At 72.9% G+C, this 22,323-nt stretch carries 20 protein-coding genes and 1 pseudogene; 6 read left to right on the top strand and 15 right to left on the bottom strand.

Annotated features, from left to right (window positions below):
* The first annotated feature begins 6 nt into the window (after nt 1-6).
* Both ABZV94_RS00105 and ABZV94_RS00100 read left to right on the top strand, forming a co-directional pair.
* Entirely contained in the window at nt 7-249 is a 243-nt protein-coding gene (locus ABZV94_RS00105; RefSeq protein WP_356335522.1) for a hypothetical protein, read from the top strand.
* 372 nt (nt 250-621) lie between these two features.
* The gene (locus tag ABZV94_RS00100; RefSeq protein ID WP_356335520.1) at nt 622-1,956 is read left to right on the top strand and encodes a hypothetical protein; all 1,335 of its coding nucleotides are present in this window, start codon (nt 622-624) and stop codon (nt 1,954-1,956) included.
* A gap of 24 nt (nt 1,957-1,980) precedes the next feature.
* Here ABZV94_RS00100 and ABZV94_RS00095 read toward each other — a convergent pair whose 3' ends face one another.
* The 9 genes from ABZV94_RS00095 to ABZV94_RS00055 form a co-directional block, all read right to left on the bottom strand.
* Nucleotides 1,981-2,781 carry an HAD family hydrolase gene (locus ABZV94_RS00095; RefSeq protein ID WP_356335518.1) on the bottom strand — a complete coding sequence of 267 codons (801 nt, stop codon included), beginning with the start codon at nt 2,779-2,781 and terminating at the stop codon, nt 1,981-1,983.
* A complete protein-coding gene (serS, locus tag ABZV94_RS00090; protein WP_356335516.1) occupies nt 2,778-4,055 on the bottom strand; it encodes a serine--tRNA ligase in 1,278 nt (425 codons plus the stop codon). The genes ABZV94_RS00095 and serS overlap by 4 nt, the downstream gene beginning before the upstream one ends.
* A gap of 564 nt (nt 4,056-4,619) precedes the next feature.
* A complete protein-coding gene (pheA, locus tag ABZV94_RS00085) occupies nt 4,620-5,552 on the bottom strand; it encodes a prephenate dehydratase (protein WP_356335513.1) in 933 nt (310 codons plus the stop codon).
* Between the two features lie 109 nt (nt 5,553-5,661).
* On the bottom strand, nt 5,662-6,942 hold the full coding sequence (efeB, locus tag ABZV94_RS00080; RefSeq protein WP_356335511.1) for an iron uptake transporter deferrochelatase/peroxidase subunit: 1,281 nt from the start codon (nt 6,940-6,942) through the stop codon (nt 5,662-5,664).
* A gap of 8 nt (nt 6,943-6,950) precedes the next feature.
* A complete protein-coding gene (locus tag ABZV94_RS00075) occupies nt 6,951-8,882 on the bottom strand; it encodes a copper resistance protein CopC (RefSeq protein WP_356335508.1) in 1,932 nt (643 codons plus the stop codon).
* Between the two features lie 13 nt (nt 8,883-8,895).
* Entirely contained in the window at nt 8,896-9,360 is a 465-nt protein-coding gene (locus tag ABZV94_RS00070) for a copper chaperone PCu(A)C (RefSeq protein ID WP_356335506.1), read from the bottom strand.
* A complete protein-coding gene (locus ABZV94_RS00065; RefSeq protein ID WP_356335504.1) occupies nt 9,357-10,010 on the bottom strand; it encodes an SCO family protein in 654 nt (217 codons plus the stop codon). The genes ABZV94_RS00070 and ABZV94_RS00065 overlap by 4 nt, the downstream gene beginning before the upstream one ends.
* A 102-nt stretch (nt 10,011-10,112) precedes the next feature.
* Nucleotides 10,113-10,835, bottom strand: a complete 723-nt coding sequence (locus ABZV94_RS00060; RefSeq protein WP_356335502.1) for a YcnI family protein — start codon at nt 10,833-10,835, stop codon at nt 10,113-10,115.
* 174 nt (nt 10,836-11,009) lie between these two features.
* Nucleotides 11,010-11,867, bottom strand: a complete 858-nt coding sequence (locus tag ABZV94_RS00055; protein ID WP_356335500.1) for a hypothetical protein — start codon at nt 11,865-11,867, stop codon at nt 11,010-11,012.
* A gap of 186 nt (nt 11,868-12,053) precedes the next feature.
* Here ABZV94_RS00055 and ABZV94_RS00050 point away from each other — a divergent pair, with 186 nt between their 5' ends.
* Nucleotides 12,054-12,497: an ATP-binding protein gene (locus tag ABZV94_RS00050; RefSeq protein WP_356335498.1), complete on the top strand. Its 444-nt coding sequence runs from the start codon at nt 12,054-12,056 to the stop codon at nt 12,495-12,497.
* On the opposite strand, the gene ABZV94_RS00045 is transcribed toward ABZV94_RS00050, so the two are convergent.
* The 3 genes from ABZV94_RS00045 to ABZV94_RS00035 form a co-directional block, all read right to left on the bottom strand.
* On the bottom strand, nt 12,487-13,884 hold the full coding sequence (locus ABZV94_RS00045) for a PLP-dependent aminotransferase family protein (RefSeq protein WP_356335496.1): 1,398 nt from the start codon (nt 13,882-13,884) through the stop codon (nt 12,487-12,489). The genes ABZV94_RS00050 and ABZV94_RS00045 overlap by 11 nt on opposite strands.
* Nucleotides 13,885-13,952: 68 nt before the next feature.
* Complete coding sequence (locus ABZV94_RS00040) at nt 13,953-15,437, bottom strand: aminopeptidase P family protein (protein WP_356335494.1); 1,485 nt, start codon at nt 15,435-15,437, stop codon at nt 13,953-13,955.
* A gap of 155 nt (nt 15,438-15,592) precedes the next feature.
* On the bottom strand, nt 15,593-16,978 hold the full coding sequence (locus ABZV94_RS00035; protein ID WP_356335492.1) for a PP2C family protein-serine/threonine phosphatase: 1,386 nt from the start codon (nt 16,976-16,978) through the stop codon (nt 15,593-15,595).
* Nucleotides 16,979-17,590: 612 nt separating this feature from the next.
* Here ABZV94_RS00035 and ABZV94_RS00030 point away from each other — a divergent pair.
* Together ABZV94_RS00030 and ABZV94_RS00025 are read left to right on the top strand one after the other, a co-directional pair.
* The gene (locus ABZV94_RS00030; protein ID WP_356335490.1) at nt 17,591-18,256 is read left to right on the top strand and encodes a bifunctional DNA primase/polymerase; all 666 of its coding nucleotides are present in this window, start codon (nt 17,591-17,593) and stop codon (nt 18,254-18,256) included.
* Nucleotides 18,257-18,428: 172 nt separating this feature from the next.
* Complete coding sequence (locus tag ABZV94_RS00025) at nt 18,429-18,902, top strand: hypothetical protein (RefSeq protein ID WP_356335952.1); 474 nt, start codon at nt 18,429-18,431, stop codon at nt 18,900-18,902.
* Between the two features lie 261 nt (nt 18,903-19,163).
* Here the strand turns inward: ABZV94_RS00025 and ABZV94_RS00020 are convergent, their stop codons facing one another.
* The 3 genes from ABZV94_RS00020 to ABZV94_RS00010 form a co-directional block, all read right to left on the bottom strand.
* Nucleotides 19,164-20,126 (bottom strand): DUF5926 family protein, encoded by a 963-nt coding sequence (locus tag ABZV94_RS00020; protein WP_356335488.1) that lies wholly within the window; start codon nt 20,124-20,126, stop codon nt 19,164-19,166.
* Nucleotides 20,127-20,281: 155 nt separating this feature from the next.
* Nucleotides 20,282-20,923, bottom strand: coding sequence for an ATP-binding protein (locus ABZV94_RS00015; protein ID WP_356335486.1), 642 nt, complete (start codon nt 20,921-20,923; stop codon nt 20,282-20,284).
* A gap of 81 nt (nt 20,924-21,004) precedes the next feature.
* Entirely contained in the window at nt 21,005-21,832 is an 828-nt protein-coding gene (locus tag ABZV94_RS00010) for a glycerophosphodiester phosphodiesterase (protein ID WP_356335484.1), read from the bottom strand.
* Between the two features lie 248 nt (nt 21,833-22,080).
* Here ABZV94_RS00010 and ABZV94_RS00005 point away from each other — a divergent pair.
* Nucleotides 22,081-22,323 (top strand): annotated as a pseudogene (locus ABZV94_RS00005) (protease); the annotation flags it as partial.

Raw genomic sequence — 22,323 nt, 5'->3', positions numbered from 1 at the left:
CCGGAGATGGCTGAGGAGAAACCGCGGCACGAACGGCGCGAGCGGACCGGCGAGGACGGGTGGGACGACGTCGTGCTGGACGAGGCGTTCGTCCGGGCGGCCGAGACCTCCGAGCCGTCGGCCCGGGCCCGGATGCTCGCCGCGCGCTGGCGGGCCGAGGCACCCGAGCCGCAGCCGTGGCGCTCCGACGAGCCACCGGCCGGCTGGTTCTTCAGCAGGGTGCGGCGCCGCAGGTGGCGCCGCCGGTAGCGGTCGTCCGTCTGTTCGTTTTATTCGGTGGCGTCCAACTCCGGCGCGGGGCACAGTGGTTGTGCCCCATCCGCCGGGTTCGTCCCGGCGTCACCGGCTGGGAGCGGAGGGTGGGCGGGCACCGCCCGGGGCGGCCGCTTCGAGCACGCGAGGTCGCTCTCGCGTGGGCCGCCCGTCCAGCCGTTGCCACGGGGGCTCGGCCGCCCGCGGTGGCCGACCCCCCTGGCCCCGGGCCGGGTCGGACCGAAGTATGAGCGTATTTCCCGCGCGGGATCACCTGGCCGAGGCATGTCGGGCGAAAGAGCACCCGGACGGCCGTACGGTCAGCGTGTCCTGATACGGGCAGGTTCGACGCTTCTAGCATGTGCGGGCATGTTCTCCCTCCTCCATGGCCTTTTCCGCGGCCCTCTCCGTGGCCCTCGCCGCGGCCCCCGGTCGCTGTCCGCCCGGGCCGGTACCGCGGCCGCCGCGGCGCTGGCGCTCCTGCTCGCCCTGCCCGGTTCCGCGCATGCCGCCCCCGGCGGCCTCGACCCCTCCTTCGGCGGGAACGGAAAGGTGGTCAACCTCGACGTCTCCACCGGGCTGGAGGGGCACGGTCTGGCCGTGCAGGACGACGGCAAGGTGGTCGTTCTCGGGGGTTCCTACAGCGGTGGCTTCGGCGCCGACTTCGTGGTGGTGCGGTACAACCCCGACGGGAGCCTGGACAGCGGCTTCGGGAACGGGGGCGTCGTCGTCACCGACTTCAACGGCGATGACGCGGCCCACGGGCTCGCCCTGCAACCCGACGGGAAGATCGTCGTCGTGGGCACCTCGCAACGGCCGGATTCCGAGGGATGCTGCTGGTTCACGGTGGCCCGCTACCAGCCCGACGGCGATCTGGACACCGGCTTCGGCGACGGCGGCCGTACGACCACCGACTTCGGTGCCGACGGCTCCGCCGACGCCTCCGCGGTCACCGTGCAGCCCGACGGCCGGATCGTGGCCGTCGGTCAGTCCGGCGGTGACATCGTGGTGGCCCGCTACGACTCCGAAGGCGACCCGGACCCCACCTTCAGCGACGACGGCCGGCTGACCACGCACTTCTCGGGGGGCGACTTCTCCAGCGCTCACGACGTGGCGCTGCAGTCCGACGGCAGGATCGTCGTCGCCGGCGGTGTCGGACTCGGCAACCCCGGCTACCGGCCGGCCTTCGCGCTGGTCCGCTACAACCCCAACGGCAGCCTGGACACCGGGTTCGACGGTGACGGCAAGCGGGTCGTCAGCTTCAGCGGAGAAGCCCAGGCGTACGGGCTGGTGCTCATCCCGGGCGGTGACATGGCGGTCGCCGGGTACGTCACCCCCTCCAGCGGCGTCAGCAGCCGGTTCGCCCTGGCCCGGCTCAACGCGGACGGCTCCCTGGACACCGGCTTCGACGGCGACGGCAAGGTGACGACGGCGTTCGCGGGCAGTGCACGCGCTCATGACGTGGCACTCCAGTCCGACGGCAAGCTGGTCGCTGCCGGCAGCCGCGGCGGTGACTGGGCCCTGGCGCGCTACGACACGAACGGCAGCCTGGACACCGGTTTCGACGGCGACGGCAAGGTGGTCACCGACTTCACCCCCGGGGAGGCCGACCACGCGCGCGACGTCGTGATCCAGGCCGACGGCCGGATCGTGGCCGCCGGGGACGCCGAGACGTACCTGGCCCTGGCCCGCTACCTGCCCTGACGACGACCCTGACGCGGCGGCCCGCTAGCCGAGCAGCCGCTCCAGCACGACCGCGATCCCGTCCTCCTCGTTGGAGGACGTGATCTCGTCGGCCACCGCCCGCAGTTCCTCGTGCGCGTTGGCCATGGCCACTCCCCGGGCCGCCCACGCGAACATCGGGATGTCGTTCGGCATGTCGCCGAAGGCGATCGTGTCGGCGGCCTTCAGGCCCAGCCGGCGGGCCGCCAGGGACAGGCCCGTGGCCTTGGACAGGCCGAGCGGGAGCAGCTCCACGATGCCCTCGCCCGCCATGGCCACCGTGACGAAGCCGCCGGCCGCCTGCCGGGCCGCCTCCGCCAACTCGTCGTCGCCCATCGTCGGATGCTGTATGTAGATCTTGTTCAGGGGCGCCGTCCACAGGTCGGAGGCGTCCGTGAAGGGGGTGGCGGGCAGCTTGCCGGTGACCGCGTAGCCCGGGCCCACCAGCACCTCGCCGTCCAGGCCGTCCCGGCTGGCCGCCAGGTACAGCGGGCCCACCTCGGCCTCGATCTTGGCCAGGGCCACTCCCGCCAGCTGCCGGTCCAGGGTGACCGAGGTCAGCAGGCGGTGGGACCCGGCGTCGTACACCTGGGCGCCCTGGCCGCAGACGGCGAGGCCGTTGTAGCCGAGGTCGTCCAGGATGGGCCGGGTCCAGGGGACCGCGCGGCCGGTGACGACGATGTGCGCGGCGCCCGCCGCGGTGGCCGCGGCGAGCGCGTCACGGGTGCGCTGCGAGATCGACTGGTCGGAGCGCAGCAGCGTTCCGTCGAGGTCGGTGGCGATCAGTCGGTACGGGAATCCGGTCACTTGGCGACCGGCTCCAGGACCTCTCGGCCGCCCAGGTAGGGGCGCAGCACCTCGGGGACCCGGACGGAGCCGTCGGCCTGCTGGTGGTTCTCCAGGATGGCCACGATCGTGCGCGGTACGGCGCACAGCGTGCCGTTGAGGGTGGCGAGCGGCTTGACCTGCTTGCCGTCGCGGACCCGGATGGACAGCCGGCGGGACTGGAACTCGGTGCAGTCCGAGGTGGAGGTCAGCTCGCGGTACTTGCCCTGGGTCGGGATCCACGCCTCGCAGTCGAACTTGCGGGCGGCCGAGGAGCCGAGGTCACCGGAGGCCACGTCGATGACGCGGAACGGCAGCCCCAGCGAGGTCAGCCACTGCTTCTCCCACTCCAGCAGGCGCTGGTGCTCGGCCTGCGAGTCCTCGGGAGCGACGTACGAGAACATCTCGACCTTGTCGAACTGGTGCACCCGGAAGATGCCCCGGGTGTCCTTGCCGTGCGAGCCGGCCTCGCGGCGGAAGCACGGGGAGAAGCCGGCGTACCGCAGCGGCAGCCGGTCCGCGTCGATGATCTCGTCCATGTGGTAGGCCGCCAGCGGGACCTCGGAGGTGCCGACCAGGTAGAGGTCGTCCTTGTCGAGGTGGTAGACGTCCTGGGCGGCCTGGCCGAGGAAGCCGGTGCCGGCCATGGACTGCGGGCGGACCAGCGCCGGGGTGAGCATCGGGGTGAAGCCGGCGGCGGTGGCCTGGGCGATCGCCGCGTTCACGAGGGCCAGCTCCAGCAGGGCGCCGACACCGGTGAGGAAGTAGAAGCGGGAGCCGGAGACCTTGGCGCCGCGCTCGACGTCGATCGCGCCGAGCAGCTGGCCCAGCTCCAGGTGGTCCTTCGGCTCGAAGCCCTCGGCGCCGAAGTCGCGGATCGTGCCGTGCGTCTCCAGCGTGACGAAGTCCTCCTCGCCGCCGACGGGCACGTCGGGGTGGACGAGGTTGCCGAGCTTGAGCAGCAGCTCCTGGGTCTCGGCGTCGGCCGCGTCGCGCTCGGCGTCGGCCGCCTTCACGTCCGCCTTCAGCTGCTCGGCGCGCGCCAGCAGCTCGGCCTTCTCCTCGGCGGTGGCCTTGGGGATCAGCTTGCCGAGCTGCTTCTGCTCGGCGCGCAGTTCGTCGAAGCGGACGCCGGAGGACCTGCGCCGCTCGTCGGCAGACAGGAGGGCGTCGACGAGCGCGACGTCCTCTCCACGGGCGCGCTGGGACGCGCGCACACGGTCGGGGTCCTCACGGAGCAGGCGAAGGTCAATCACGAGGGCAAGGCTACCGGTGCGGGGTCGCGGCTCACGAATCACTCATCCGGGGAGTTCTGATTCGCGGCGTACGTTCCGTTATGCGGTAATTGCCGAGCGTGTTCCGTTGTGCCGTCGGTACGTCATGGCGAGCGTCAAGGGAAAAGTGTCTCACTCCCTGGGATGGACCACGTCCCGCGCGCCCGGTTGACTCGACTGCCTTGTGGAGAACGGGATTTGGCGGCCCGGTTGTCCACAGCGCTCCGCACCTTCCGAAGAGTTATCCACAGGCTGTGTGGAAGATCTGTGGACTTCGGAATTGATCACTCCGGAAAGCCGGAACGGACGAAAGAATTCCTGGTTCAAAGCGCACTGAGGCCCACTTTCGGGTGGAAAACGGTCGCCCCAAAAGATGAACCGAAGGAAACGGGTGGACGAAGGGTGAGTCAGGTGCCGGTGGCCCGGACCGGGGCCACCGGGCCGATTTGTCGACCCGGTGGCGCGGCCGTGTCGACTTGTCCCCAGGTCGAGAAGGGAACCTGTGGATAACTTCTGTGGATAACGTTCGTCCGACGGTACGACCGGCTAGAACCGGCCGTCCTGGCAGCGCGCCACCCAGTCCGCCGCCGCGATGAACTCCTCGTCGGACGTCCCCGGCAGGAGCGGCCGGGCCCCGCCCGGCGCGATGTCCGCGCGCGGATAGGAGCCGAGGAAGCGCACCTGGAGACAGATGCGCCGCAGCCCCATCAGCGCCTCCGCCATCCGCCGGTCGGCGATGTGCCCCTCGGCGTCGATGCAGAAGCAGTAGTTGCCGATGCCGGCGCCGGTCGGCCGGGACTGGAGCAGCATGAGGTTGATGCCGCGTGAGGCGAATTCGCCGAGCAGGTCGCGCAGGGCGCCGGGGTGGTCGTCCCGCTGCCACAGCACCACGGAGGTCTTGTCGGCACCGCTCGGCGCGGCCGGCCGGGCCGGGCGGCCGACCAGGACGAACCGGGTCTGCGCGTTCTCCGCGTCGTGGATCGCGGTCTCCAGCGCTTCGAGGCCGTACCGGGCGGCGGCGAACTCGCCGGCGAAGGCGGCGTCGTAGCGGCCCTCCTGGACCAGGCGGGCGGCGTCCGCGTTGGAGGCCGCCGACTCCCAGGTGGCGTCCGGGAGGTTCGCGCGCAGCCAGTTGCGCACCTGGGGCTGGGCCGCCGGGTGGGCGGAGACCGTCTTGATGTCCGCGAGCTTCGTGCCGGGGCGGACCAGCAGCGCGAAGGTGATCGACAGCAGCACCTCGCGGTAGATCATCAGTGGCTCGCCCGCGACCAGCTCGTCCAGGGTGGTGGTGATGCCGCCCTCGACGGAGTTTTCGATCGGCACGAACGCGGCCTCGGCCTCGCCGGCGCGGACGGCGTCCAGGGCGGACTGCACCGACACGTACGGGATCAGCTCCCGGGTGGCCGCCTCCGGAAGCGTGCGCAGAGCGACCTCGGTGAAGGTGCCCTCCGGGCCGAGATAGGCATAGCTCGCTGGCATGTCCTCACCCTAATGGCCGCAGGGCCGGACGGCTGACGCGTCTCACGACGACCACCCGACCGGGTGGTTTGAACCCGGATCGCCCCGCACACGCCGGGTTCCCCGTGGTTCACCCCTCCAGCAGCCGCTGTCCCACGTACTCCCCCTCGGCCGCCCCGCCCGGCACCGCGAACAGGCCGCTCGCCTCGTGCCGGATGTACTTCGACAGCGCGTCGCCCCGGTCGAGCTTGCGCTGCACCGGGACGAAGCCGCGCAGCGGGTCCGCCTGCCAGCAGATGAAGAGGAGACCGGCGTCGGGCGTTCCGTCGGTGTCGACGCCGTCGTGGTAGGAGAACGGGCGCCGCAGCATGGCCGCGCCGCCGTTCTCGTCGGGCCGGGTGATCCGGGCGTGTGCGGTGAGCGGGACGACGTAGTCGCCGTGGGCGTCGGTCTTCTCCAGGTCCATCGGGGTCGTCTCGTCGCCGCCGGACAGCGGCGCCCCGTCGGCCTTGCGGCGCCCGATGACCCGCTCCTGGGCGGCGAGCGACAGCTTCTCCCAGTCGTCCAGGAGCATGCGGATGCGGCGTACGACGGCGTAGGAGCCGTGGGCCATCCACCCGGGCTCGCCCGAGGCCGGCACGAAGATCCGCTGATCGAAATCGGGGTCCGCGGGCTTCGGATTGCGGGTGCCGTCGAGCTGGCCCATGAGGTTGCGGGCGGTCATGGGGTGGGCGGTGGCGCCCGGGCTGCGGTTGAAGCCGTTCATCTGCCAGCGCACCCGTGCGGCCGAGCCCGCGTCCTTCTGGATCGCGCGCAGGGCGTGGAAGGCGACCAGGGCGTCGTTCGCACCGATCTGCACCCACAGATCGCCGTCGCTGCGGGACCTGTCCAGGTGGTCCGAGGAGAAGTCCGGCAGCGGGTCGAGCGCGCCGGGCCGCTGCTTCTCCAGGCCCGTCCTGGCGAAGAAGCTGTATCCGAAGCCGAAGGTGATGGTCAGCGAGGAGGGTCCCGCGTCCCGGGCCACATCGGTGTCGCCGTGCGGGGTCGCCTCGCCCGCCATCAGCCGCTCGGCGGTCGTGGACCAGCGGCGCAGCAGGGCCGCCGCCTCCTTGCGGCCCGCGCCCGCCGCCAGGTCGAAGGCCACGAGGTGACCGCGCGCCTGGAGGCCGTCGGTGATGCCGGGCTGATGTTTCCCGTGAAACATCACCCTCCCCGCGCCCACCGAGGTGAGCGGAGTGGCCTCGGCGGGCGCGGAGGCATAACCCACGGCCCCGCCGGCCGCGCCGAGCACGAGCCCGGTGGCGCCGGCGGTGCCGAGCAGGGCGCGCCGCGAGATGCCGCTCGTCCCGGACACGGGCTCCGCCGTCGGCGCGTCGGGCGTACGGGCGTGAGGGATGGACTGGTCGGGCATGGTGTGGTTCAGCCGATCTGCGCGTTCTTGGAGACGGTCACCTGGTCGATGTCGGAGGTGCGGACCGTGACGGCGATCTTCCAGTCGCCGGCCATGGGGATCTGCACGCCGTTCGCCGACCAGTGGCCGGTGGCGATGTGGTCGGGGTTCACGGGAAGCGGGCCGATCTTCTTCGTCTCCAGGGTGAAGGCGACCTTCACCTCCGGGACGTCGAAGGCCCGGCCGTTGGGGCGCTGGACGTAGACGTGCATCTCGTTGCCGCCCACGCGCGCGGGGTCGAGGTCGACGCTGACGACGCCCTTGCCGTCGGGGCCGCCGGTGTCGAAGGGCATGTCCACGGTGAGCGCTCCGGACGCCGCCGAGGTGCCGGAGTCCGCCGACGTGGAGGTGGCCGCCTTGGCCTCCTGCTCGGTGCGGCCCGGCTCGGTCTGGGTCAGGGCGGTGGTGACGGCGAGCAGCACGATGGCGACGCCGGCTTCGGCGAGCACCGAGCGGCGCAGGCCGAAGCGGTTCGGGTCGCCGTCCCGCAGCCGCTTCTCCCGCGCGGCGTCGACGGCCGCGCGCTGCCGGGCGAGCTGGGCGGCGCGCTGGGAGGCCCCGGCACCGGAGCCCTTGGCCTCGCCGGTCGCCTTGCCGCTGGACGCGGTCACCTTTTGTGCCTGGGCCTGCCGAGCCTGCCCCTTCTTCGCCTTCCCGGTGCGCACGACCGGGTCCGTGAGCCGGCCCGTCCACCGCCGGGACACGGCCGCGATGCCGACCAGCACCGCCACCAGCCCGATCTTGACCAGCAGCAGCTGTCCGTACCGGGTCTCGGTGAACGCCGACCAGGAGCCGAGCTGCCGCCAGGACTGGTAGACGCCGGTGACGACGAGGGCCAGGACACTGCCGAAGGCCACCCGGGAGAAGCGCCGGACGGCGGCGGCCTCGACCGGGGTCTCGGCAGGCGCCCGGTACAGGGCGGTCAGCAGGGCGGTGAGGCCGCCGAGCCAGGCGGCGACGGCCAGCAGGTGGACGACGTCGACCGGCATGGCGATCCCCGGCTGGAGCCCGGTGGAGGCGTGCTCGGCCATGGCCCAGCTGGTCGCGAGCCCGGCCGCGACGACCACCCCGCCGACGCTGAGCCCGAAGGTCAGGTCGCGCTTCTCCTCGCCCTCCTCGCGCCGGGTATAGGCGCCGAAGAGGACGGCGACGAACAGCGCGGCGGCGGCGAGCAGCAGCAGCCGGGAGACCAGCGCGGCACCGGTCTTCGTCTGGAGCACCTGGCCGAGCAGGTCGAGGTCGAAGACGTCGGCGAACTTCCCGGAGGTGGTGTAGGCGCCGCGCAGGAGCAGCAGCCACAGGGTGGCCGCGGTCAGCGCGACCCAGCCGCCGACGACCAGCCGTTGCAGGGGCCGTACGCCCGCGCCGCGCCGCCAGCAGGCGAGCACGAAGGCCGCGCCGCCGGCGAGCACGATGAAACCGGCGTACGACACATAGCGCCCGAACGCGTAGAGACCGCCCACGACCCCGCCGCCGGCGACCGGGCCGGTGCCGGAGACGACGGTCTGCGAGGGTGCCCCGATGGAGAAGGTGTAGGCGCCGGCGACGGGGTGGCTGTCCGCGGAGACGACCTGGTAGGTGACGGTGTACGTGCCCTTGGCCAGGCCGCTCTTGAGCTTCACGGCGTACGTCGTCCCGCTCACGTTGGCCGGGCTGCCGGTCTGGACCGGCTTGCCCTTCGGGTCGAGGACGCGCAGGGAGTCGTCGTTCAGCGCGACCTTCTCGGAGAAGGTGAGCGACACCTGGGTGGGCGCCTTGTCGGCCACCACCCCCTGCGCGGGGTCGCTGCCGGTCAGCGCCGCGTGGGCGGAGGCCGGTCCGGCGCCCGCCAGCAGCGCGCCGGTGACGGCGATGAACAGCAGCACCAGGATCCGCACGCGGGGGGCGATGGTCCGGGTCACGGTGGTCCCTCCCTCAGTGGCCGGTCGACGGGTTGTACGTGGCGGACTTGACGGGCATCCGGACGGTGAGCGGACCGGACTTGCTGAAGCGGAGCCGCACGGTGACCGTCTGGCCCTCCTTCGGCGCGCGCTTCAGCTTCTCGAACATCAGATGGTTGCCACCGCTCTTGAACACCAGCCGTCCATGGGCCGGTATCGCGAAGGAGGACTTCTCCGCCATGGCGCCGCCGACCGTGCTGTGCATGGTCACCTCGCCGGCTACGTCACTGGTGACCGACGTCAGCTCGTCCCCGGCACCGCCCTTGTTGGTGATCGTCAGGAATCCGGCGGCCATGTCGGCGGAGACCGGCTGGGGCATGTACGGGGAGCCGACGGACAGCTCGGCCTTGTCCGGGCCCGTGCCGGACCCGGAGCAACCGGTGAGGGCGAGGGCCCCGGCGAGCGCGCCCGCGGTCAGCACGGCGGCACGGCGCCTCACGGGTTGGCTCCCTGGACGAGCTTGGGCAGGTCCTTGGTGTAGTCGTCGACCGTGGTGTCCTCGCCGTAGAGGACGTACCCGGCGTCGGTCTTCGGCGAGAAGGCGACGACCTGGGTGCCGTGGACGGAGACCAGCTTGCCGTTCTTGTCCTTCGTCGTCGGCTCCACGGAGATGCCGACGGACCGGGCGCCCGCCTGGATCCTGGCGAAGTCGCCGGTCAGGCCGATGAACTGCGGGTCGATGCCCTTGAGCCACTTGCCCAGTTCGGCGGGGGTGTCGCGGCCGGGGTCGGTGGTGACGAACACGACCCGGAGGTCGTCCTGCTCCGCCTTGGGCAGCGCCTTCTTGGCGACGGCGATGTTGCTCATCGTCGTCGGGCAGATGTCGGGGCAGTGCGTGTAGCCGAAGTAGACCAGGGTCGGGTGTCCGTGGGTCTCCTTGCGGAGGTCGTACTTCTTGCCGTGGGTGTCGGTGAGGACCAGGTCCGGCTTGTCGAACGGCTGGTCCAGCACGGTGGCGGCCTTGCCCGCGTCCGATCCTCCCGAGACCACGGCGACCGGAGGCTTGCCGGCGTCGTCGTTGCCGCAGGCGGAGAGGGTCAGGCCGGCGGCGGCGAGCAGCACGGCCGCGGTGAACGTCTTCTTGCGCATAGAGAAATGTCCCAGATGTAGATGATCCGGCGCGCACCGGGACCGTACGACGGGCCGGGTGCGGGGCCGCCCGGCCCCGGTGCGCGCTGCGGAACGAAGTGCTCAGGCGGCGGTGCGGCGGCGGCCCGCGAGGACGCCGTAGGCCACGCCCGCGACGCCGACGACGATGCCGACCACGCCGAGCACGCGCGCGGTGGTGTCACTGCCGTCGCCGGAGTCCTGGGCGGCGGCCGTCTTCTCGGTCTTCCCGGCGGTGTTCTCGGCGCTCGACGTGCCGTGGTGGTCGTCGGTGGCGGCGGACAGCTCCAGGACCGGGGCGGGGTTCTCCGGCTCGTCCTGGCCCTCCTGCGGCACCTCGATCCAGCGCACGACCTCCTTGTTGGAGTACGTCTGGATCGCCTTGAACACCAGCTGGTCGGTGTTCTCGGGCAGCGCGCCCAGGGAGAGCGGGAACTTCTGGAAGTAGCCGGGCTCGATGCCCTTGCCGTCGGCGGTCCAGGTGACCTTGGTGACGGCCTCGTCGATCTTCTCGTCGTGCACGGTCAGGGGCTTGGCCAGCTTGGACTTCGTGACGTCGATCTTCCAGCCCGGGATCGACTCCGGCATCACCGAGGCGATCGGGTGGTCGGCCGGGAAGTTCACCTCGACCTTGGTGGTCGAGGCGTTGTCACGCTCGTTCGGGACCTTGAAGTCGACGACCGCGTAGCCGCCCTTGGCCGCGGGGCCCTCCGGCTGCACGGAGACGTGCGCGAAGGCGGGGGCGGACAGGGCAAGGACGGCCGTACCCGCGACAGCGGCGGCGGCGGCGAGACGAGAAGCCTTCATGGAAGGAAGCACTCCACTCTGAGTGAGAACCGGTGGTGAAGAGGGATACGCGCACGCGACCGGTGATGTGGCGGTACGGCGTGGGAAAAGGCCGTACGGCTCGGAAGAAGGCGCACGCGCGCGTGCCGCGCGTCGGCGGCGCACCGGGTCCGTGTCGGGGGAGCGGTGGCCGCGTCAGGCGGCGAGGAGGAGGGCGGCGGCGGGCGGGCCGCGCCGGATCACCGAGTGCTGGAGTACGGCGGTGGGCGGGGCCGGTGCCTCGTCCCGGCCGGGGCGCGGGCCGCGCGGGCCGGGCCCGGTGGCGGGCAGCAGCCCGGCGCACAGGGCGCGCGTCAGCGCGAGAGCCGCGCGCAGGGACCGTACGAGCGCCCCCTCCGCGACTCCATGCGCCGATAGCTCGATCAGCCGCAGCACCGCGAGATCACCGCGGCGCAGCAGCCAGCCGGCGGCGACGGCCGCGAGTACGTGGCCGAGCAGCATCGGCAGCGAGGGCAGCAGACCGGCCGAGGCGCCGGTGGCGTCGTGGGCGTGCTCGAAGGTGCCCAGGGCGGACGTCGGCCGGCCGGCGCGGTCGATGAGCCGCGCGTCGAGCAGCAGGCGGAAGGCGTGCCCCGGGGTGAGGGACGCGGCGGTCGAGCCGCACACGAGCCGGGCGGCCCGCTCGACCAGCGCGCTGTCGCTCAGCACGGCGCCCGTCGGCCCCCCGGCCGGTCCCATGGAGCCCATCGGCATCAGGGCGGAGCCCGCCGTCGCCCCGTGCTGGCCCAGGCCGAACAGCGTGTGCAGCGCGGTCTGGCCGAGGGCGAGGAGCACGGCGATGCCCGGCAGTGAGCGGGCCCGCCCGGTGAGCGGTGCCACGAGCAGCAGGGCGCCGAGGAAGCCCGCGCCGAGCGTCCACAGCGGCACCCGCGCGCAGGAGGCCAGGGAGTGCCCGCCCGCGGCCAGCGCGACGCAGACCGCGGCGAACACCGCGGCCCGCAGGATCCGGAGCCCGGCTCCGGGGTGCGCCGTGCGCGGGTGGGGGGCAGTCATGGCTGGGTCATCATCGCACTGCCCTTACCGCGCGTGTACGGCAGGGCGCCTGAGGCGTCCCTCATACACCGATTCCTCCCCCGGCGCATCGGCCGTATGGGCGGAGTCACGTCGACGGAGTGCTTACGGTCGCCTACGGGCGGCAATACGTAACGGTATGTCGAGCCGCGGCCAGGAGGCTGGAGCATGAGCATCTGGTGGTCACTCCATCTGCGGCGCGAGGCCGCCAGCGTGCCGCTCGCCCGGCGGCTGCTGATCGGCACGATGGAGACGGCGGGGGTCGACCCGGAGATCTCCTACGACCTGTCCGTCGCCCTGAGCGAGGCCTGCGCGAACGCCGTCGAGCACGGTGGCGACACCGGCCGCGGCGCCTCGGAGGCGTACCGGGTGACCGCCTATCTCGACGGGGAGAAGTGCCGTATCGAAGTGACCGATTCCGGTCCCGGGATCATCCGCCCGCAGGACCTCCGGCCGGCCCGCCCCGACGCCGAGCACGGCCGCGGTCTGTGTCTGATCCGGGAACTGGCCGACCACGTCCACATCGGCCCGAAGCCCGGCCGGGGCGGCACGGTGGTCAGCTTCGACAAGATCCTCAAATGGCGCAAGGACCCGTCGCTCCTCACGGCCTAGCGGCCGGCCTGCCGGTGCCGCCGAGCTGTCCGAGGACCTTCGCGAGGGTCTCCAGGGCCTCCGGGTACACCCGCTCCCTGGGGGTGCCGTAGCCGACGACCAGGCCCTGGGGCCGTCCGGGGCCCGGGGTGTGCCAGTGGTCGCCGAGGGCGCCCAGCGCCAGCCCCTCCGCCTCCGCGCGGGCGAGGACCGCGGCCTCGTCCGGCACCTCGATCAGCGCGTGCAGCCCGGCCGCGATCCCGCGCACGCTCCGGCGCGCCCCCAGCCGGTCCAGCAACTGGTCCCGGCGCCGCCGGTAGCGCAGCCGGCACGCGCGCACATGGCGGTCGTAGGCGTGGCTGTCGATCAGCTCGGCGAGCGCGAGCTGGCCGATGGTCTCGGTGTGGTGGTCGCTGTGCAGCTTCGCGTCGGCGACCGCGTCGACCAGGTGCGGCGGCAGCACCATCCAGCCGAGCCGCAGCGCCGGGCCCAGGGTCTTGGAGGCGGTGCCCAGGTACACCACCTGGCCCGGCGCCATCCCCTGCACCGCGCCCACGGGCTGGCGGTCGTAGCGGAACTCGCCGTCGTAGTCGTCCTCCACGATCAGCCCGCCCCGCGCGCGTGCCCAGTCGGTGAGCGCCCGGCGCCGCTCGGGGTGCAGGGTCACCCCGGTCGGGTACTGGTGGGCCGGCGTGACCACCACGGCCGCCGCCTCGCCCAGCTCCTCGGGGCGCACCCCGCGCGCGTCGACCGGCGCCGGCAGGACCGTTCCGCCGTTGTGCCGCACCACCTCCCGGTGGAAGGGCAGCCCGGGGTCCTCCATGGCGACGGCGGCGCCGTCCAGCACCCGCGTGAGCAGCGCCAGACCCTGCACGTAGCCCGAGGTGATGACGATCCGCTCCGGCGGCGCCAGCACCCCGCGCGCCCGCCCCAGATAGCCGGAGAGCGCGGTGCGCAGCTCGATCCGGCCCCGCGGGTCGCCGTAGTCGTACGCCAGCGAGGGCGCCGTCGCTATGGCGCGGCGCAGCGCGCGCAGCCAGGCCGCCGCCGGGAACGCGCCGACGTCCGGGCTGCCGGGACGCAGATCGAGACGCGGCGCACGCGCGCGCGTGTCCGCCCCCGGCTCCTCCGCCTGCACGGCCGGCAGCTCGGCGACCCGGGTGCCCGAGCCCTGCCGTGCCGTCAGATACCCCTCGGCGACCAACTGGTCGTAGGCGGCCTTCGCGGTGCCGCGCGAGATCCCGAGCTCGGCCGCGAGCCGCCGGGTGGCGGGCAGCCGGGTGCCGGGCGTGAGCCGCCCGTCCCGTACGGCGTCCCTGAGGGCTCGTTCGAGCCCTGCCCGGCGGCCGTCCACCGAGTCGGGTTCGAGGTGCAGATCCACACCGAAACCGGACCAGAAGCCGTCCACGATCCCCCCAACGTGACGAACCAGAAAGGGCCGGGCACCTCCCCGGTACCCGGCCATTCAAACGCAGATCAGCCCTTCAGGGAGGCCATCCAGGATTCGACCTCGTCCGACCGCCGGGGCAGCGCGGCGCTCAGGTTCCGGTTGCCGTCCTCCGTCACGAGGATGTCGTCCTCGATCCGGACGCCGATGCCCCGGTACTCCTCCGGCACGGTCAGGTCGTCGGCCTGGAAGTACAGCCCCGGCTCGACGGTGAGCACCATGCCCGGCTCCAGCGTGCCGTCCACGTACGTCTCGGTCCGCGCGGCGGCGCAGTCGTGGACGTCCATGCCGAGCATGTGCCCGGTGCCGTGCAGGGTCCAGCGGCGCTGGAGGCCCAGCTCCAGGACCCGCTCGACCGGGCCCTCGACCAGGCCCCACTCGACGAGCCTCTCGGCCAGCACTCGCTGCGCCGCGTCGTGGAAGTCGCGGTACTTGGCGCCCGGCTTCACGGCCGCGATACCGGCCTCCTGGGCCTCGTACACGGCGTCGTAGATCTTCTTCTGGATCTCGCTGTACCTGCCGTTGACCGGGAGCGTACGCGTGACGTCGGCGGTGTAGAGGGTGTGGGTCTCCACGCCGGCGTCGAGCAGCAGCAGGTCGCCGGAGCGGACCGGGCCGTCGTTGCGGACCCAGTGCAGGGTGCAGGCGTGCGGGCCGGCCGCGCAGATGGAGCCGTAGCCGACGTCGTTGCCCTCCACGCGCGCGCGGAGGAAGAACGTGCCCTCGATGTAGCGCTCGCTCGTCGCCTCGGCCTTGTCGAGGACCTTCACGACGTCCTCGAAGCCGCGGACCGTGGAGTCGACGGCCTTCTGCAGCTCGCCGATCTCGAACGCGTCCTTCACGAGCCGCATCTCGGAGAGGAAGACGCGCAGTTCCTCGTCGCGCTCGGCGGTGACCTTGTCGGTGAGCGCGGCCTCGATGCCGGCGTCGTGGCCGCGCACCACGCGGACCGGGCCGGTGGCCTCGCGCAGCGCGTCGGCCAGCTCGCGGACGTCCGCGGCCTTGATGCCGTACAGCGCCTCGGACTCGGCGAGGGAGTGCCGGCGGCCGACCCACAGCTCGCCCTGGCCGGAGAGCCAGAACTCGCCGTTCTCGCGGTTGGAGCGGGGCAGCAGGTAGAGGGTGGCCTCGTGGCCGTCGCCCTCGGGCTCCAGCACCAGGACGCCGTCCTCGGTCTGGTTGCCGGTGAGGTACGCGTACTCGACGGAGGCGCGGAAGGGGTACTCGGTGTCGTTCGAGCGGGTCTTCAGGTTGCCCGCGGGGATCACCAGGCGCTCGCCCGGGAAGCGGGCGGAGAGCGCGGCGCGGCGGCGCGCGGTCTCGGCGGCCTGCGGGATCGGCTCCAGGTCACGCAGCTCCGTGTCGGCCCAGCCGGACTTCATGTTCTCGGCCAGCTCGTCGGAGACGCCCGGGTACAGGCCGTTCTTCCGCTGCTTGACGGTCTCCTCGGCCTCGGCCTCCGGGCCCTCCGCGGTAGCGGAGTCGGGCACAGCCGGGTTGAGCTCGTCGGACACGTGATCCTCCTCGATACGCCATTGATCTCCCCCGGGGCCCGCGACGCTCCTGCTTGTGGCCGAGCGGGGACCTCCATCATCGTACGGTCGTACCGGGAGCGGGCGGGGCCGGATGACCTGCTATGCCCGGTCATGCCAGGCCCGGGACGCGGGGCTCAGTCGAAGCGGGCCGCGAGCAGGACCACGTCCTCCTCGTCGTCGGCCGCGTCCAGGCCGTCCGGCAGGACCGCGCGCAGGACGTGGTCGGCGACGGCTCCCGGATCCTGCCGCACCGCGCGCGGGACGCCCGCGGCGGCGGCGTGCAGCCGGGCGAAGGCCCGGTCCATCGGGTCGCCGGTACGGTGCAGCAGCCCGTCGGTGTAGAGCAGGACCGTCTCCCCGGGCTCCGCCTGGATCTCCACGCTGGGCGCCTCCCAGCAGGCGAGCATGCCGAGCGGCGCGGAGACGGAGGTCTCGGCGAACTCGGTGCGCCGCTCGCCGGTCACCAGCGGCGGGCTGTGCCCGGCACCGGCCAGGGTGACCCGGCGCACGGCGGGCTCGCAGTAGGCGAACGGCGCGGTGGCCGAACGGGCCGGCTCGGTCAGCCGCAGCAGCAGCTCCAGGTCGGACAGGACGGCGACCGGGTCCTCGCCCTCCATCACGGCGTACGCGCGCAGCGAGGCGCGCAGCCGGCCCATGGCGGCCACCGCGCTCGGCCCGCAGCCGGTGACCGAGCCGACCGAGAGGCCGAGGGCGGCCTCCGGCAGCGGCAGGGCGTCGTACCAGTCGCCGCCGCCGCGCGGGCCGGTGCGGTGGCGGGCGGCGAGCTGGACGCCGGCCACCCGGGGCAGCCGGGCGGGCAGCAGTTCGCCGGTGAGCGTCGCCATGCACGCGCGCGTGCGCTCCACCTCCAGCAGCCGGGCGAGGTGTTCGGTGGCGTGCCGGACGTACAGGCCGGCGAGGTGACGCCGGCGTTCGTGCGGCTCGGCCGGTTCGTCGTAGAACCAGACGACGGAGCCGAGGCGGCCGGCGGACTCGGTGGCGAGCGGGAGGGCGTAGCTGGCGGCGTACCCGAGGCGGGCGGCCACCTCGCGGTGGCGCGGGTCCAGGCCGTCCTCGGCGAACAGGTCGGGGTGGACGACCTCGGCGACGCCGACCGGGTCGTACGGCAGGGCGCGGCGGGGCACGGTCTCCATGTGGCCGAGGTCGGCGCGGTTGAGACCGAGACCGAGGGTGGTGCGGGGACCGTCGCCGTCGGCGGGCTCCAGGACGACCAGGCCGCGGGGGGCGCCGACCAGGGCGGCGCCGGCACGCAGGAGTTCGTGCAGGGCGGGGTCGAGGGCGCTGGTGCGGGAGAGGCGCTCGGTGAGCTCGTGGAGGGTGGTGAGATCGGAGACCCAGCCGGCCAGCCGGTCCTGGAGCAGGGCGCCGGGGGCCGGACTGTGCGGCGCGGGTACGGCGGGGGCGGGGCCCGAGGTGGGGCAGGCGGGGGCGGCAGTGTGTGCGGGCGTGGGAACCGTAGGATCGATTCCAGCCACTTTCGGAGGGTGCGGGGCGTTCATGGCGTCCGGCCTTCAGACCGGTGCGTATTGCTCAGAAGCATCGCAAACCCCCATGTCATTCTGCGCCGCTAGCAGTGTCTCCACATGTACACGCACTCGTGAGGGGATGTCCAGCATTGTCCTGCGAGGATTCCTGGTGTCCATGAGGTTGGTGAGGGTTTTTCCCGAACCCCTTGCCTTACTGCCAAGTTGGCTCAAAACTGCCTTAGGTATCGGTTCATTGCGGTCGACTGGCCTTGCTCCACGGAGCGTCACAGCGGTCGTGATGGGTACGTACTCGGAGAAGGCCAGGGGTGGTTGGGGGCCACCCGGAACCTGGCGACGGACCCGGGCGTCATAGCCACCGACGGCCGAGCCCCATCCTCCCGTGGCGGAGGCGGAGAGAAATACGCGCGACGGCAAAACGCCAGACTTCGCCACCCCCACGCCGCAGCCGTGCTTTTGATAGACGCACTATGGACGCGGACGCGGCCAACGCTCGACCCCCTGGGGTTCCCTCCGCCGTGCGCGGGGGTGTGATGCGCCAACAGGTACGCCCAGTGAAGTGATCGACACATGGTGTGATGTGGTCCACGGTGTTGCCAGCGGTGCAACGGAAAGGAACGAGCGCTCATGCGCGAGATCCTCGGAAGGCGACGCAGGCTTCTGTCCAGGCGGAACGGCGGCAGGCCTGAACTGATCGGCGCGGCCCTGACCTTCGCGACGGAATGGCAGTGGCCGGTACTCCCCGGTGTGGCGCCGGACCCGCAGGGGCGGGCCCGCTGCGCCTGCCCCGACCCGGAGTGCTCGGTGCCCGGTGCGCACCCCTTCGACCCCGGCCTGCTCGCCGCCACCACCGACGCGCGCATGGTGCGCTGGTGGTGGACCAACCGGCCGGCCGCCCCGGTCATCCTGGCCACCGGGGGCAAGGCGCCCTGCGCGGTCAGCCTGCCGGCGCTCGCCGCCTCCCGCGCGCTCGCCCTGCTCGACCGGCGCGGCATGCGGCTCGGCCCGGTGATCGCCTCGCCCACCCGCTGGGCGCTGCTCGTCAAGCCGTACTCCATGGAACAGCTGGGCGAACTGCTCTACGCCAAGGACTTCGTCCCCGGGTCCCTGCGCTTCCACGGGGAGGGCGGCTATCTCGCGCTGCCCCCGTCCGAGACCGGCCAGGGCGCCGTCCGCTGGGAGCGGGCGCCGCTGCCCGGATCCTCCGCGCCCTGGGTGCCCGATGTGGAGGCCGTCGTGGACGCCGTCGTCGACGCCCTCACTCGTACGGGTGTGAGCGCGCCCGAGTTGTAGGGGTGTCGGGCGCGGGCGGGGCGGGCGAGCCCCGCTCGCTCGTTATCGTCCGCATATGCAGCGTCAACCCGGCGGCCACCGCGCCCCACGGCCGCACCGCGGCCGGCGGAACCACCGAAAGCCCGACCCCCGGCAGCTCCGTCTGCTCGCCCTCACGGGCTTCGTGGTGGCCATGGTCGCGCTACCGCTGGCCGTGGCCTCCGCGCGCCAGACGGGCGACGCCGGCCGGGCCGCCGCACCGGCCGCCCCCCACGGTGACGCCAAGTCCCGCCCGGACACCGGCCGCCGCTCCACCCGGCCGCCCGGCCCGGGGCTCGTCACCGCGGCCCGCTGCGGCCCCGAACTCACCTCGCCCGACGGCATCGAGGCGCAGACCTGTGTGCTGACGCGGGGCGCGGACACCTGGGCGCGCACCTACTACCGCAACGCCACCGGCCGGTCGCTGGACTCCGTGCTGAGCCTGATGGGACCGGGCGACCGGACCGTGCAGATGCGCTGTGCCACCGGGGCCGACGACGAGCCCGCCACCTGTGAGACGCCGCGCGAGCGCAGCCGGGGCGGCCCGGACTCCTACACGGCCGTCACGGAGTTCGCCGAGCGCGGCCCGGACGGAGCGCTGCTGCTCCGCTCCGGGAGCAACTCCTGAGGCCCGGACGGGAGTTGGCAGCCGGCCGCGTGGTGCCCGCCGTGCGCGGGCATGGAAAGGCCCGGTTGCTGGCGACGGGGGATGCACCAGCAACCGGGCTACTGGAACGGTAACAAGAGATCGGCGGTTCGCAAATTCCGGGTTGGCTATTCGGACACCGATCGCCCTGTCGGAACCCGGAGTTGTGACAGGAGTCACCTGCCGCACGGCTTGGTGTCACGGCTGACCGGCCGGTCAGCCGTGACACCCGCGCGCGGGGCGTCAGCTGAGCGTGACCTGCCGGTTGGTCAGGCCGCCACGCGCCCGGCGCTCGTCCGGGGTCAGCGGCTCCTGGACGGCGAGGGCCGCGGCGAGACGCTCGGCGAACTCGGCGGCCGGCTTCTCCACGTCGTCGGCGGTCACCCCGGTCGGCAGGTCCCAGACCGGCACGGTGAGGCCGTGAGCACGGAAGGAGCCCACGAGCCGGGTGCCCTCGCCGAGGCTGGACCGGCCCGCCGCGTGCAACCGGGCGAGGGCGTCCAGAAGCTGCTCCTCGGGGTGGGGCATGACCCAGCGCAGGTGGTTCTTCTCCGGGGTCTCGCACCAGTACGCGGCGTCCACGCCGGACAGTTTCACGGTCGGGATGGCGGCGGCGTTCGCCCGCTCCAGGGAGGCCGCCACCTCCGGCGCGGCGTTCTCCGCGTCCGGCACCCAGAACTCGAAGCCGCTGTGCACGACCGGCTCGAACGGGCCGTTCACATCGAGCAGATCCTGCATGCGCGGACCGTCGGCGGGGGCCCGGCGGCCCTGCACCGGGGTGCCGGGCGTGGCCTCCAGCGCGCGCAGCAGCGTGTCGGCGAGATCGCGGCTGATGTCGCCGGACGCCGTGTCGTTCTGCAGGCCGAGCAGGACCGAGCCGTCGTCGCGGCGCAGCGCGGGCCAGGCCATCGGCAGCACGGTGGCCAGGGTGACCGACGGGACGCCCTCGGGCAGGCCGCCCCGCAGGGTCAGCGCGGCCGTCGCGGCCGGGACCAGCTCGCGCAGGGCGACCCAGTCGCACTCGCCGGGCAGTCCCTCGAACGGGCGCTGCACCAGCTCGGTCACGGCGTGCGCGGCGGCCCGGCCGTGGCAGGCCTTGTAGCGCCGGCCGCTGCCGCACGGGCAGGGTTCGCGGGCGCCGACAACCGGGATCTCCCCGTCGATCAGCTGCGGCTTGGCCTTCGTCTGGGGTCGCTTTTTGGCCATGGTGGGCGTCTCCCGGTTACGGCTCTTCTCGTACGTCCGGAGCCTAGCCGTTCGGACCATGACCGACGGGAACCTGTGGACAACGTACGCGCGCTCGACGCCGGTGGGTGAGCCCGTCCGGGGTGGACGGGAGGCCGCCCGCAAACCGTCGCGGGTCAGTCCAGGTCGTCGAACGCGTCCGCGAAGTCGAGCCCGGACAGGCCGGGCAGCGGCGCGGAACCGGTGACGCGCGTAGCGAAACCGTCGCGGCGGCACCCGGCGTCGGGATCGTGGACGTCCTCGTGGACCAGCGCCCAGACGGTCACCTCGCCCTGGACGTCGTCCCGGACGCCCCAGTCGTCGGCGAGGGCCGTGATGATGTTCAGCCCGCGACCGCCGTGCGCGGTCACCGAGGGCGTGGCCGGTGCCGGGCGGGTCGGTCCGCCGCCGTCCGTGACCTCGACGACGATCCGCCCGCGCGTGTCGACCCGCCACGCGGCGCGGACGTCCCCGTCCCCGGCCGGCGCGTCCCCGAGGGGCCGCCCGTGCTTGCAGGCGTTGCTCAACAGTTCGGAAAGGATCAGTACGGCATCGTCGATGACCGATTCGGACACGCCACCGCTGCGCAGCTGCGCCCGCATCCGGTGCCGCGCCTTCCCCACGCCCGCAGGGCCATGGGGTACGGCCATGCTCGACGACGTGGGCACCTCCTGTGCCACCACCAACGCCACCCCCGAGACCTCCTTCGCCCCACGCCACGGAGTGGATGCCCTTTTGACCTGTGCCGGAAACCGGCCAATCCACTTCCGGTGACGCATTCGACACGGGTGGACACGCAGCGAACGCGCCGGAGCACACCCTGTGACGGGAGCGCCCGGGGCGGACGGGCGCCGGCCGGCTCAGCGGCCCAGTTGCCGCAGCACCGCGCGCGGGCGGTTGGTGATGATGGCGTCGACACCCAGCCCGATGCAGAGATCGACGTCCTCGGGCTCGTTCACGGTCCACACGTGGACCTGGTGGCCGGCCCGCTTCAGCCGTTCCACGTACGCGGGGTGGCTGCGCACGATGCGGATCGAGGGGCCCGCGATGGGCACACCCACGGGCAGCCGGCCGTCGCGCAGCCGGGGCGAGACGAACTGCATCAGGTACACCGTCGGCAGCGTCGGCGCCGCTGCGTGCACGCGGTGCAGCGAACGCGCCGAGAAGCTCATGACCCGGACCGGCGACTCGGCGGCGGAGGCCGGCGCGTCCAGCCCGAACCGTTTCAGCAGGCTCAGCAGCCGCTCCTCGACCTGGCCCGCCCAGCGCGTGGGGTGCTTGGTCTCGATGGCCAGCTCCACCCGCCGCCCGGCGTCCCTGACCAGCTCCAGCAGCCGCTCCAGGGTGAGCACGGAGGTCTCCTCGCGGTCCTCCGGACGGTGCTCCCAGTCGGGCTCCTCGTCCCGCCCGCGCCAGGCCTCGCGCGTCTTCCAGGAGCCGAAGTCGAGGGCGGCCAGATCGGCCAGCTCCAGCGCGGACACCGCGCCGCGGCCGTTGGAGGTACGGTTCACCCGCCGGTCGTGGACGCAGACCAGATGGCCGTCCGCGGTCAGCCGTACGTCGCACTCCAGGGCGTCCGCGCCGTCCTCGATCGCCTTCCGGTAGGCGGCGAGGGTGTGTTCGGGGGCGTCCTCGGAGGCGCCGCGGTGGGCGACGACCTGAAGGGAGTGCTGTCGTGCGTGGGTCACCGCGTCATGGTGCCACCGTCGCCGGGTACACGTGGCCGCGCGGACGCGTCCGTGCGGTGGACGGGAGCATGCGGCGCGCAGGTGAGAAAACCTTTGAAAACCTTTGCTCGATAGATCCTATATAAACCTATATAAAGACAGCCGCCGGACCCACAGCCACCGCTTATGGTGCTCTGACGGCCCGTGGGAAAAGCTGACTGCAGACCAGTGCTACCGACGACAACAGGCGTGGACCGAGGAGAAGACCTGTGAGCACCGAGAACGAGGGCAACGCGGTACCCCCGGCGCCGTCCGCACCTCCCGTGCCGATGGCCTCTCCCACCGCTTCCCCGCAGGGCCCCGCGCCCGGGGGGAACACCCCGACGACCCCGCTCCCGCCCGTGCCCCACGAGGCCCCGGCGGCCTCCGCCGCGGCGGACCACGGCCCCGCCCACCAGCCCGGCCCGGCTCCCGACGGCTCCTGGCCGCCTCCGCCGGCCACCCCGGCCTAC

The sequence above is a fragment of the Streptomyces sp. NPDC004658 genome (assembly GCF_040609555.1).
Taxonomy (GTDB): Bacteria; Actinomycetota; Actinomycetes; order Streptomycetales; family Streptomycetaceae; genus Streptomyces.
Note: the sequence above shows the minus strand (reverse complement) of the source record. Positions and strands in the feature narration are given on the sequence as shown.